This window comes from Comamonas trifloxystrobinivorans (assembly GCF_043359985.1).
Taxonomy (GTDB): Bacteria; Pseudomonadota; Gammaproteobacteria; order Burkholderiales; family Burkholderiaceae_C; genus Comamonas; species Comamonas trifloxystrobinivorans.
In genome coordinates this window covers 1-12,577 of record NZ_JBHZGV010000008.1, presented here as the reverse complement: position 1 = coordinate 12,577, position 12,577 = coordinate 1, and the positions used below count along the sequence as shown (strand labels likewise).

Sequence of the window (12,577 nt, the reverse complement as noted above, 5' to 3'; positions counted from 1 at the left end):
GGCGCCTGTGCGCCAAAGCCCGTGGAAAGCTGCGGGGAAAAGAGGCAGCTTTATATATAATGTTCGGTTTCGGTTAACGGCGCCGGGCCGATGAAGGCCCTGGTTTTTGCCGGTCATCGCAGATGGCTGGCGCCGCGATCGTTTGATTTATTGGGCGCGCTGGACTTGAGGCCAGCCGCCTGTCCAACGGGACCCCAGGTTGTCAACCGGTGCTTTTGTACTGTGGCCAGCAGGGTTCGTGCCTAACTAGGAATAACCATGGCAGTGAATGTTGAAACCCTTGAAAAGCTCGAGCGCAAAATTTCGCTGAGCTTGCCTCTCGCATCCGTGCAAACCGAAGTGGACAGCCGCTTGAAGCGCCTGGCCCGCACCGTGAAGATGGACGGTTTCCGTCCTGGCAAGGTGCCGATGAACGTGGTGGCACAGCGCTATGGCTATTCCGTGCAGTACGAAGTGCTGAACGAAAAGGTGGGCGAGGCTTTTGCCAAGGCTGCCAACGAAGCTGAACTGCGCGTGGCCGGCCAGCCCAAGATCACCGAGAAGGAAGGCGCTCCTGAGGGCGAACTGGCCTTCGACGCCGTGTTCGAAGTGTTCCCCGAAGTGAAGATTGGCGACTTGGCCTCGGCCGAAGTCGAAAAGCTGAACGCTGACGTGGACGACGCTGCCATCGACAAGACCATCGACATTCTGCGCAAGCAGCGTCGCACCTTCGCCCAGCGCCCTGCCGATGCAGCTGCTGTCGATGGCGACCGCGTGACTGTGGACTTCGAAGGCAAGATCGACGGCGAACCCTTCGCTGGCGGCAAGGCTGAAGCCTTCCAGTTCCTGATCGGCGAAGGCCAGATGCTCAAGGAATTCGAAGACGCCGTGCGTGGCATGAAGACCGGCGAATCCAAGACCTTCCCGCTGGCATTCCCTGAGGACTACCACGGCAAGGACGTGGCCGGCAAGACCGCCGACTTCCTGGTGACCGTGAACAAGGTCGAAGCCGCCAACCTGCCCGAAGTGACCGAAGCCTTTGCCAAGACCCTGGGCATTGCTGACGGCTCCGTCGAAGGACTGCGCGCCGACATCAAGAAGAACCTGGAGCGCGAAGTGAAGTTCCGCGTCCAGTCGCGCAACAAGCAAGCCGTGATGGAAGCCCTGGTTGGCAAGGCTGAGCTCGACCTGCCCAAGGCCAGCGTGGAAGCCGAAGTCGGCCGCCTGCTGGAAGGCGCCCGCGCTGAACTCAAGCAACGCGGCATCAAGGACGCTGACAAGGCTGAAATCCCTGCCGACGTGTTCCTGCCCCAAGCCGAGCGCCGCGTGCGCCTGGGTCTGGTGGTGGCCGAGCTGGTCAAGGCCAACAAGCTGGAAGCTACGCCTGAGCAAATCAAGGCCCACGTGGACGACCTGGCTTCGAGCTACGAAAAGCCCGAAGACGTGGTGCGCTGGTACTTTGGTGACCGCCAACGTCTGGCCGAAGTCGAGGCCGTGGTAATTGAAAACAATGTCACCGAGTTCGTGCTGGGCCAAGCCAAGGTCACGGACAAGAAGGTGTCGTTCGACGAGCTGATGGGCCAAGCCTAAAGGCTGGCCGCTGCTGCTGGCCCGTTGTTGGCTGGCAGCCGCAGGATCGACGGGGCTTGTGCTTTTGGGCACAGGCCCCATTTTCTTGGGGTACAGTTGGCGCTAGGCCGCAGCAGGCTGCAGGCACTGGGCTGGCTACCAACCTTTCTTCAACGGAGAAGTAATGAGCGCACAAGAGATGCAAAACTTGGGTCTGATCCCCATGGTGATCGAGCAATCGGGTCGCGGAGAGCGTTCGTTTGACATTTACTCGCGTCTGCTCAAGGACCGCGTGATCTTTCTGGTGGGCGAGGTCAACGACCAAAGCGCCAACCTCGTGGTCGCCCAGATGCTGTTCCTGGAAAGCGAAAACCCCGACAAGGACATTTCCTTCTACATCAACTCGCCCGGTGGCAGCGTGACGGCCGGCATGGCCATCTACGACACCATGCAGTTCATCAAGCCCCAGGTCTCGACCATGTGCCTGGGCTTTGCCGCCAGCATGGGTGCTTTCCTGCTGGCCGCTGGCGAGAAGGGCAAGCGCTACTCGCTGCCCAACTCCAAGATCATGATCCACCAGGTGCTGGGCGGCGCACGCGGCCAGGCGACCGATATCGAGATCCACGCCCGCGACATCATCCGCACCAAGGAGCAGATGAACCGCATCCTGGCCGAGCGCACCGGCCAGACCTACGAAAAGGTCAAGCACGACACCGAGCGTGACTATTTCATGACCGCCCCTGAGGCGCAGGAATACGGCCTGATCGACACCGTGGTCGAAAAGCGCCCCTGAGGCCTACGCCCCCCGGCGCACAATAACCCCACAAAGCGGCGCAAACCCTGCGGGTTGCGGCCGCTTTGTAGTTGGTTATCATTGGTTTCCATATAGATTCGAATTGAAGGCATTGCCCCCATGGCCGAGAAAAAAGGCTCATCCAGCGAAAAAACCCTGTACTGCTCGTTCTGCGGCAAAAGCCAGCATGAGGTCAAGAAACTCATCGCTGGCCCGTCCGTGTTCATTTGCGATGAATGCATCAACCTGTGCAACGACATCGTGCGAGACGAAGTGGCGGCGGAAGGCAAGGAGGGCGAGAAGGTCAAGGGCAACGATCTGCCCACGCCAGCCGACATCAAGTCCAATCTGGACAACTATGTGATCGGTCAGGACGCGGCCAAGCGCACGCTGGCGGTGGCGGTGTACAACCACTACAAGCGTCTGCTGCACAAAGACAAGGCGGGCAAAGACGAGGTGGAGCTGGCCAAGAGCAATATCTTGCTGATCGGCCCCACCGGCTCGGGCAAAACCTTGCTGGCCCAAACCCTGGCGCGCCAGCTGAATGTGCCCTTTGTGATGGCCGACGCCACCACGCTGACCGAAGCCGGCTACGTGGGTGAAGACGTCGAGAACATCGTGCAAAAGCTGCTGCAAAGCTGCAACTACGATGTGGAGCGCGCCCAGCGCGGCATCGTCTACATCGACGAAATCGACAAAATCACGCGCAAGGCCGACAACCCCTCGATCACCCGCGACGTTTCGGGTGAAGGCGTGCAGCAGGCGCTGCTCAAGCTGATCGAAGGCACGATGGCCTCGATCCCGCCCCAAGGTGGCCGCAAGCACCCGAACCAGGATTTTCTGCAGGTGGACACCACCAATATCCTGTTCATCTGCGGCGGCGCTTTTGCTGGCCTGGAGAAGGTGATTGAAAACCGCTCCGAGGCCTCGGGCATCGGCTTCAGCGCCACGGTCAAGAGCAAGCAGCAGCGCTCCATCTCGGAAGCTTTCCGTGACATCGAGCCCGAAGACCTGATCAAGTTCGGCATCATCCCTGAGCTCGTTGGCCGTCTGCCGGTGGTCACCGCGCTGGCCGAGCTGTCGGAAGACGCGCTGGTGCAAATCCTGACCCAGCCCAAAAACGCGCTGGTCAAGCAGTACAACAAGCTGCTCGGCATGGAAGGCGTTGAGCTGGAAGTGCGCCCGGATGCGCTCACCGCCATCGCCAAAAAGGCGCTGGCACGCAAAACTGGTGCCCGCGGCCTGCGCTCGATCCTGGAGCAATCGCTGATGACGACCATGTTCGACCTGCCCACCACCGACAATGTCGCCAAGGTGGTGGTGGAAGAAGCCACGATCAACGAAGGCAAGCCGCCGCTGCTCGTCTACCGCGAAGCAGCGAAAAAGGCTTAAAACCTCTACGTGGCAAGCGCTGGCAGCTATCAAAAAATAGTTGCCAGCGCTTGCTAATTTTTGCCCGTACGCGGGCGAGCAGGTGCAAGTGCCGGGCTGCATCTGCCCAGGGCCCGGGCTTTTCAGCAGCCAAGGCTTGAAAAATCACTTTTGCGAAGCATCTTCGTGAAAGTCTTTAAAGGATATTCATGTCCGAAACCCATACCCCAGCCAATTTCCCCTCGGAACTGCCCATGCTCCCGCTTCGGGATGTGGTGGTGTTCCCGCACATGGTGATCCCGCTGTTCGTCGGCCGCCCCAAGAGCATCAAGGCTCTGGAGATGGCCATGGAAGCGGATCGCAAAATCATGCTCGTCGCGCAGAAGACAGCCGCCAAGGACGATCCTTCGGTGGCTGACATGTTCGGCGTCGGCTGCGTCTCGACCATTCTGCAGATGCTCAAACTGCCCGACGGCACCGTCAAGGTGCTGGTCGAAGGCGTGCAGCGTGCCACGGTCAACCAGATCACCGAAGGCGAAGAGTACTTCACCGCCCAGGTCACGCCCATCGAGGCCGGTGACGCGGCCGACAAGGCCAGCGAGATCGAGGCCCTGCGCCGTGCGGTGATGCAGCAGTTTGACCAGTACGTCAAGCTCAACAAAAAAATCCCGTCCGAGATCCTCACCTCGATCGCCGGGCTTGAAGACGCCGGCCGCCTGGCCGACACCATTGCTGCACACCTGCCGCTCAAGCTCGAAAACAAGCAAGCGGTGCTGGAGCTGCAAAAGGTGCAAGAGCGCCTGGAAAACCTGTACGACCAGCTGGAGCGCGAAGTCGACATTCTCAATGTCGACAAGAAAATCCGTGGCCGCGTCAAAAAGCAGATGGAAAAGAGCCAGCGCGACTTCTATCTGAACGAGCAGGTCAAGGCCATCCAAAAAGAGCTGGGCGAAGGCGAAGATGGCGCTGATCTGGAAGAGCTGGAGAAGAAAATCCAGCTGGCCAAAATGCCGCAAGAGGCCCGCAAAAAGGCCGAGGCCGAGCTGAAAAAGCTCAAGCTCATGTCGCCCATGTCGGCCGAAGCCTCGGTGGTGCGCAACTTCCTCGAAACCCTGTGCAACCTGCCCTGGGCCAAGAAAACCAAGGTCAAGAAAGACCTGGTGGCCGCTGAAGAAGTGCTTAACTCCGACCACTACGGTCTGGAAAAGGTCAAGGACCGCATCCTCGAATACCTCGCGGTGCAGCAGCGCGTTGACAAGGTCAAGGCGCCCATCCTGTGCCTGGTAGGCCCTCCTGGCGTGGGTAAAACCTCGCTCGGCCAATCCATCGCCAAAGCCACGGGTCGCAAGTACGTGCGCATGGCGCTGGGTGGCATGCGCGACGAGGCCGAGATTCGCGGCCACCGCCGCACCTACATCGGCGCCATGCCGGGCAAGGTGCTGCAAAGCCTGACCAAGGTCGGCACGCGCAACCCCTTGTTCCTGCTGGACGAAATCGACAAGCTGGGCATGGATTTCCGTGGTGACCCTTCGAGCGCGCTGCTCGAAGTGCTCGACCCCGAGCAGAACAACAAGTTCGGCGACCACTATGTGGAAGTCGATTTCGACTTGAGCGACGTCATGTTCGTCGCCACCTCGAACTCGATGAACATCCCGCCGGCGCTGCTCGACCGCATGGAAGTGATCCGTCTCTCGGGCTACACCGAAGACGAGAAAACCAACATCGCCGTGCGCTACCTGCTGCCCAAGCAGATCGAGAACAACGGCGTCAAGGACGGCGAGTTGGAATTGCGCGAAGACGCGGTGCGCGACATCGTGCGCTACTACACGCGTGAAGCGGGCGTGCGCTCGCTAGAGCGCGAGCTCTCCAAGATCTGCCGCAAGGTGGTCAAGAACATCCAGCTGGGCAAAGACAAAGCGCCTGTGCTGGTGACCGCTGACAACCTGCCCGATTACCTGGGTGTGCGCAAGTACACCTACGGCCACGCCGAGCAGAAAAACCAGGTCGGCCAGGTCGTGGGCCTGGCTTGGACTGAGGTGGGTGGCGATCTGCTGACCATCGAAGCCGCTGCCATGCCGGGCAAGGGCGTCATCAACCGCACGGGCTCGCTCGGCGATGTGATGAAGGAATCGGTCGAGGCTGCTCGCACCGTGGTGCGCAGCCGCGCCCGCTCGCTGGGCATTCGCGACGACGTGTTCGAAAAGCGCGATATTCACATCCACGTGCCCGACGGCGCAACGCCCAAAGACGGCCCGAGCGCTGGCGCAGCCATGACGACGGCGCTGGTATCGGCACTGTCGGGTATCCCCGTGCGCGCTGATGTGGCCATGACGGGCGAAATCACGCTGCGTGGCGAAGTCACCGCGATTGGCGGCCTGAAGGAGAAGCTGCTGGCAGCGCTGCGCGGCGGCATCAAGACGGTGCTGATCCCGGAAGAAAACGTCAAAGACCTGGCCGAGATTCCAGACAACGTGAAAAGCGGTATGGAAATCGTGCCCGTGCGCTGGATCGACAAGGTGCTCGACATCGCCCTGGAAGCCAAGCCCGTGCCGCTGAGCGACGAAGCCGTGGCCGAGGCGGCGCCTGCTGCCGCTGTGGCTGCAACAGCTGCCAAGGCCGCGCCGGCACGCCGCGCACGCGCCGTCAAGCACTGAGCCCAACGCGGAAGGCGAGCGTAAAAGCGCTGGAGCCAGAGCAATAAAACAGGCCTGTTGTGAAAAACGGGCCTGTTTCGCTTTTGGACGAAAAAATATGCGCTACAATGCATCTCATCACGAAGCCGGTATATAATGATCGACTTCCGATAAAAAGGATGCGCGGGAATAGCTCAGTTGGTAGAGCGATACCTTGCCAAGGTATAGGTCGACGGTTCGAACCCGTTTTCCCGCTCCAAATTCGCAGTTGTGGCTAGCGCCACGGCAGCAAACAATCCAAGGCGCGATAGCAAAGCGGTTATGCCCCGGATTGCAAATCCGGTTAGACCAGTTCGACTCTGGTTCGCGCCTCCAAAAGATGCTGGTCAGTATGTTTTGGGTTCGTGGAAAAACGAACAAATTGCGGGAATAGCTCAGTTGGTAGAGCGATACCTTGCCAAGGTATAGGTCGACGGTTCGAACCCGTTTTCCCGCTCCAGTTTCAAAGCTGGAGCAAAGTTTTTTGCCCCAGCCCTGCGGGAATAGCTCAGTTGGTAGAGCGATACCTTGCCAAGGTATAGGTCGACGGTTCGAACCCGTTTTCCCGCTCCAATAAAGCAAAAGGAGTCTTCGGACTCCTTTTTTGCGTCTGGTGTCTGCATCTTCTGCACGCCCTCGGCATGCGGTGCGCCCAACATCCGCCTCGCTCCTACGGCATTCCGAACACGCGCTGCTATATTGCTCTCCAGCAAGGAAAGGCTGGACGCGCGCATGAAATGGCTCAAATGGCTGCTGGTGATAGGTTTGGCATTGGTGGTGCTGGGCGCTGCATCCGTCTGGTCCTGGGGCCAGTTCGCTCGCCGTGCGGTGGGCGAAGCCACCAAGGCACTGCCCATCTCGGCAGACCAGACCGCTTTGGATCGCTGGGCCACGCCGCTATTGGCCGAGCACCCAGGCACGACTGGGGCCATCCTCGTCAACGACAACCTGCAGGCCTATGCCTTACGGGCACAGACGGCTCGCCATGCTGGCCGCAGCCTTGATGTGCAGTACTACCTGTGGCACGACGACCTGACCGGCCGCGCCCTCAAAGACGAGTTGCTGACCGCCGCCGAACGGGGCGTGCGAGTGCGCGTGTTGATCGACGACATGAACGGCATGGGCCTCGACAAAAGCCTGCTGGCCATGGACGCTCACCCCAACCTCGAAGTACGCCTGTTCAACCCGGCCCGCAACCGGGGCTCCACCTGGGCGCGCGGCATGGAAATGGTCTTGCGCGTATTCAGCTTCAACCGCCGCATGCACAACAAGGCCTGGGTGGCCGACAACCGCGTCGCCCTGGTGGGCGGGCGCAACATTGGCAATGAGTACTTCGACGCCGCCAAGGTCAACTTCCACGATGCCGATTTGCTGATGGTGGGCGAAGGCGTGGCGCAAACCAGCGCCATTTTTGACGAATTCTGGAACAGCCAATCCGTCATTCCCATTGCCGCCATGCACGGCGAGAGCGATGTCGGCTTGCTGGACAAAGTACAGGCTCAGCGCGAGCAGTGGCGTGCCAAGCTGCAGGCCTCAGAATTTTCGGCCGCTGTAGCGCAGCTCATGGCACAGCCAGAAGCCGTGTATGGCCCGGAGCGCTGGCATTGGGTGAAGCAGCTGCGGGTGTTGTCCGACCCGCCGGCCAAGGCAGGGCCTGTAGAAACCGGCCGGGCGCCCGAATACTGGCTGATGTTCGACGTATTGCAAAGCCTCTTTACCGCCAAAAAAGAGCTGCGCCTGATATCGCCATACTTTGTGCCCGGTAACACCGGCACCATGCTGTTCAGCGGCATGGCCGTGCGCGGTGTGGATGTAGGCATCTTGACCAACTCGCTGGCCGCCAACGACGTGCCTGCTGTTCATGCCGGCTACGAGCGTTACCGCCAGCCGCTGCTGCAATCGGGCGTGCGTTTATGGGAGCTGAAACCGGGCGACCGCAGCAGCGCTCGCGCACCGGAGGATCGCGGGGATTCGAGCGGTAAAACCGCCGTCATCGGCAGCAGCGGCGCCAGCTTGCACACCAAGGCCTTCATCGTCGATGGTGAGAGGGGCTTTGTCGGATCGTTCAACTTCGACCCGCGCTCTGCCTCGCTCAACACCGAAATGGGCGTGCTGTTTGAGCACCCCGCCTTGGCCCAAGAGCTGATTGCCCTGTTTGACGATGCCAAACAACCCGACACCAGCTACAAAGTCAGCTTGGCACCCAACGGCAGCTTGCAGTGGCTGGACAGCCAAAATGGCAAAACCTGGGACCGCGAGCCCGAAACCAGCTGGGCGCTGCGCAGCCTCACCTGGCTGATCAGCCTTTTGCCCATCGAATCGCAGTTGTAGCGGGCCGTAGTCGCCCATTGGCCGGAAAACGCAGCCAAAAACGCTAGAATGGTGGGCTCTGCTGCCTCGATGGTGAAATTGGTAGACACCCGGGACTTAAAATCCCGTGCCGCGAAAGTGGCGTGCCGGTTCGATCCCGGCTCGAGGCACCACGAGAACAACAAGCCAACAGGCCGGTCCTGTTGGCTTTTTTCTGGTTTTTCATGGATTCACGGGGAAGACAATGCCGTGATGGACGTGTATTCGAGCAGCATGGCTTAGCAGAGAAGCGGGCGCTTGAATCGTTCTCCACAATGGCGTCAGAGGTGCTTAGGCGCGACGTCGATGGCGCAGACAGTACCTGGGTACGGCCAGCCATCGCAACAAAGCATAAGCGCCTCTGCCGCCACCTCAAAACGAAGACTCCCTTCAAGGCATGGCAATTGGCTTCGCCACTACACTTGCGCCCCCCGAGACATTCGTGATGAACCTTTTTTCTTCGGCCGTCCATCGACAAACCGGGCACAATACCAGATAGTGTGGAGGCGCCGCCGCTCGGGTGGGCGGCAGGCGCACCCTCAGGCCAGGGGCGGGCGGTGCAAGCCGCCGCTCCGATTTAGGAAGGTACAGAACATGCCCAGTTACAACCCACCCTTTGAGATCCATGTCCACGGCCAGGTGCTGCTGCGCGCCGATGTGGGTTTTGACCAGTTGCAAGAGGCGCTCAAGCCCCTGTGGCACTACGCAGGCGCCAAATCGCTGGTGGATGGCGCAGAAAGCGCTTACGAAGAAGAGCCGGGCATCTTGTTCGAGCCCAAGGACCACATGCTGCAAATGTGCTGGACGGTGCGCGGCGACGAAGATTTCCGCCAGTCGCTCGACGACATGTGCATGAACCTCAACGAGCTGGCCGAACAAGGCTCGGCCATCGAAGTCACCTTCTACGACGCCGAGTTTGACGACGAAGACCAGGACCGCAGCGCCGAATCGCGCGACGACTTCATGATGCTCTTCGTCGGTCCCACGCCGGCCGCTATCATGCAAGTGCAGCGCGACATGCTGGTGCAAGACGTGGTCAACATGATGGAACGCCATTTCGACGCCAGCGAACTGCAAGGTGTCGTGGGCGAGATCGACAAGCTGTTCAGCCAGCGCTTTGATGCACTGGTCGATTCGCTGGAAATCGGCAAGCCGCCACGCGGCGCCGGTGGCTCGGGCGGACACGGCGGCGGCCGCCGTCCACGCCATTTGCATTGAAACAGCTGCTTGCCCAATAAGGCAAGCGCCGGCATCTACAGAAGCAGTAGCTGCCCGTGTTTTGTGTACCAAGGCAGCCAGCGCGCTGCCTTTGTTGTTTGAAAGCCCTATGTCCCAAGCCGTGTTATTGCCCTATTTGCAAGCCTATCCGCCCGCACTGCAGCAGCAGGCTGCAGGCTTGCTGCAATCGGGCAAGCTGGGCGACTGGCTGCTGCAGCGCCACCCGCAAGCGCACCAGCTGCGCTCCGACAAGGCATTGCACGGTTATGTCACCGAACTCAAGGCCGAGCACATGCGCAATGCAGCGCCCTTGGCCAAGGTGGTTTATGACAGCAAGCTTCAACTGGTCTACCAGGCGCTGGGTATCCACATGCGCAGCGGCAAAAACCATGGCGGCAAAACCCAGACGCGCCACGAAATCCGCATTGGCAGCCTCTTCAAACACGCGCCCGAAGCCTTCTTGCGCATGATCGCCGTGCACGAGCTGGCCCACCTGCGCGAAACCGACCACAACAAAGCCTTCTACCAGCTCTGCGAATACATGGAGCCCGCGTACCACCAGCTGGAGCTGGAAACGCGGCTCTACCTGACCTGGCTGGACAATGGTGGGCACCGGCTGTGGCAGGTGGAGTCTGCTGGTTAGACGCTGGTCTCAGGTCTTGAGCGATGGGCGTAGCAGTATTTGTCTTGAGCGAAGTGGTTGCTGATGGGTATGGGTCTCGCTCAAGTCACTCACCCAAAATGTACTGATACAACACAAGCTCTTTCGGTTAACAAGAAAGATTCAATTGAAAATTGAATTTTCATTCAGAAATTAAATTAACTTTGATCTAGATCTGCTGAGCAAAAGGAGTGGCTGCTTACATTTTGATTAATAGTGTTAATTAATCGAAGTGTCCAATGCATAAATTATTGCGTCAGTGCCTGTTTGGCAAAAGGTGGCTGGGCTTGTGTGTGCTGTTGGTGTTGGGCGCTTTGTACAGCATCAGCAGTGCTTTTGCGCAAGCGCCGGATGCGGTGTGTGCCGAAGTCAAGATAGTCATCGAGCAAAAATTCTCACTCGAGCGCCAGGCGTTTGACGCCAAGATGGTCATCACCAACGGCCTGGGCGACCAGAAACTGGAGAACGTGCAAATCGAGCTGCTGTTTCTGGATGCCAACAACAGCCCGGTCAGCGCCACGGCAGACGCCAATGCCCAGGGTGCCACCTTCTTCTACCGCACCGACCAGGTAACGGGCATCACCAGCCTCAACGGCGGCGTGATCGAGCCCAAGGCCATTGCCGACATCCACTGGCTCATCATCCCCGCCGCTGGCAGCGGTGGCAGCAAACCCGAGGGCGCTGTCTACTACGTAGGCGCCAAAGTCACCTACACCTTGGACGGTAAAACCGACACCGTCGACGTTGCGCCCGAAGCCATTGTTGTGCGCCCGCAGCCTGAGCTGGTGCTCGACTACTTCTTGCCACGCGACGTCCACGCCGACGACCCCTTCACCCCTGAGACTGAAGTGGCCGAACCCTTCACGCTCGGCGTCCGCATCAAAAACCAGGGCGGTGGCGCTTCGCATAAAACCAAAATAGACACGGCCCAGCCCAAAATTGTAGAAAACCGCCAAGGTCTGGCAATCAGCTTTCAGATCCTGGGCGGCTATGTCGGGGACGAGCCAGCGGGCAAAAGCCTGCTGCTCGATTTTGGTGATATAGCGCCGGGCGCTGCAAAAATGGGCCGCTGGTCCATGGTTAAGTGAATATGAGTAAAACTAATTATTTGAATTTAATTGAGTGGAATTTATATCAACTCAATTGCATAAAAAATGCTGGATCGGTGGATTTGCAAATAAAAATGCATTGTGAGGCTGTGGATTTTATTGCAAGTCAAAAATGGTGTGTGAAGATTAATGATGTGTATGTTGGGTCTGTATTTCCGGGTATTTTGGCAATATTTCTTATTAAAATTGAACCTATAAATGATGACGTGGATGAGCAAGTCTGGGTGGTTGTTGGTGATCTGCCTTCGGCTTATATTACGTATGAGGGGGATACGCGAACGCCTCTGGAGGCATTGCTCGTTTATATAGATGTTATGGGAGATTGGGTGGATGCTGTTAGAAATGGCGATGATTTGAATAGCGTAATTCCGGTGGATGTTGAGCCAACATTGGAGAATGCAGAGAGTTTGGAGTCTAGGCTGGAATTTTTAAAAAAGGTAATTGTTCCAGAAATGCAATAAAATCCCAGTATCTGTATTTTTGTTTGTGGTTGAATATTTATTTCTTGAGGTGTTTGGGATTGTGGTGTGAAATAAATATTATTAGGTATAGTGGTAATGAAGAGTAAATTTTTAAATGCCGATGGGGTTGTTTTTCATGACAATGAAAAAATATACTGAAGGTAACCTGTTTTGTGTCCCGCTACGAGAAGGCGGTGTAACAGTGGGGCTGATTGCCCGAACCGCTCCAAGGAGTCAGATAATATTGGCTTATTTTTTAAAATAAAACTATTTAAATGTAATGATGATTTTGACAAAAATTTAATTTCTAAATCTAATGGGCGTTGTTGCATAAATCGTTGCTCTTCCAGCGGTAGGCTTGCTGCATGAGTCAGCCCCGCAAACCCCGCTATAGA

The 12,577-nt window shown here is 58.1% G+C and carries 10 protein-coding genes and 5 tRNA genes; 14 read left to right on the top strand and 1 reads right to left on the bottom strand.

The genetic code is table 11. The annotated features are described in order from the left end of the window. Positions 1–258 precede the first annotated feature (258 nt). The 14 genes from tig (at position 259) to ACFIQF_RS10585 (ending at position 12,182) form a co-directional block, all read left to right on the top strand. Entirely contained in the window at positions 259–1,569 is a 1,311-nt protein-coding gene (tig, locus tag ACFIQF_RS10650) for a trigger factor (protein WP_393942652.1), read from the top strand. A gap of 163 nt (positions 1,570–1,732) precedes the next feature. Continuing rightward, positions 1,733–2,341 carry an ATP-dependent Clp endopeptidase proteolytic subunit ClpP gene (gene clpP / locus ACFIQF_RS10645; RefSeq protein WP_393942650.1) on the top strand — a complete coding sequence of 203 codons (609 nt, stop codon included), beginning with the start codon at positions 1,733–1,735 and terminating at the stop codon, positions 2,339–2,341. Positions 2,342–2,461: 120 nt separating this feature from the next. Beyond that, entirely contained in the window at positions 2,462–3,733 is a 1,272-nt protein-coding gene (clpX, locus tag ACFIQF_RS10640) for an ATP-dependent Clp protease ATP-binding subunit ClpX (protein ID WP_393942649.1), read from the top strand. A gap of 188 nt (positions 3,734–3,921) precedes the next feature. Continuing rightward, positions 3,922–6,366: an endopeptidase La gene (gene lon / locus ACFIQF_RS10635; RefSeq protein ID WP_393942647.1), complete on the top strand. Its 2,445-nt coding sequence runs from the start codon at positions 3,922–3,924 to the stop codon at positions 6,364–6,366. Between the two features lie 162 nt (positions 6,367–6,528). Continuing rightward, positions 6,529–6,604 (top strand) — tRNA-Gly (locus ACFIQF_RS10630). Positions 6,605–6,646: 42 nt separating this feature from the next. Then, positions 6,647–6,720, top strand: a tRNA-Cys gene (locus tag ACFIQF_RS10625). 48 nt (positions 6,721–6,768) lie between these two features. Beyond that, positions 6,769–6,844, top strand: a tRNA-Gly gene (locus ACFIQF_RS10620). A gap of 37 nt (positions 6,845–6,881) precedes the next feature. Next, positions 6,882–6,957, top strand: a tRNA-Gly gene (locus ACFIQF_RS10615). Positions 6,958–7,116: 159 nt separating this feature from the next. Further along, positions 7,117–8,715, top strand: coding sequence for a phospholipase D family protein (locus ACFIQF_RS10610; RefSeq protein ID WP_393942646.1), 1,599 nt, complete (start codon positions 7,117–7,119; stop codon positions 8,713–8,715). Between the two features lie 63 nt (positions 8,716–8,778). Beyond that, a tRNA-Leu gene (locus ACFIQF_RS10605) sits at positions 8,779–8,867 on the top strand. 460 nt (positions 8,868–9,327) lie between these two features. Then, on the top strand, positions 9,328–9,951 hold the full coding sequence (locus ACFIQF_RS10600) for a DUF6806 family protein (RefSeq protein ID WP_393942645.1): 624 nt from the start codon (positions 9,328–9,330) through the stop codon (positions 9,949–9,951). Positions 9,952–10,060: 109 nt separating this feature from the next. After that, positions 10,061–10,594: a YgjP-like metallopeptidase domain-containing protein gene (locus tag ACFIQF_RS10595; RefSeq protein ID WP_393942643.1), complete on the top strand. Its 534-nt coding sequence runs from the start codon at positions 10,061–10,063 to the stop codon at positions 10,592–10,594. A gap of 257 nt (positions 10,595–10,851) precedes the next feature. Beyond that, positions 10,852–11,700 carry a hypothetical protein gene (locus ACFIQF_RS10590; RefSeq protein WP_393942641.1) on the top strand — a complete coding sequence of 283 codons (849 nt, stop codon included), beginning with the start codon at positions 10,852–10,854 and terminating at the stop codon, positions 11,698–11,700. A gap of 2 nt (positions 11,701–11,702) precedes the next feature. After that, positions 11,703–12,182, top strand: coding sequence for a hypothetical protein (locus ACFIQF_RS10585; RefSeq protein WP_393942640.1), 480 nt, complete (start codon positions 11,703–11,705; stop codon positions 12,180–12,182). 134 nt (positions 12,183–12,316) lie between these two features. Here the strand turns inward: ACFIQF_RS10585 and ACFIQF_RS10580 are convergent. Next, a partial coding sequence (locus ACFIQF_RS10580; protein WP_393942639.1) for a hypothetical protein occupies positions 12,317–12,577 on the bottom strand: 261 nt, incomplete at its 5' end.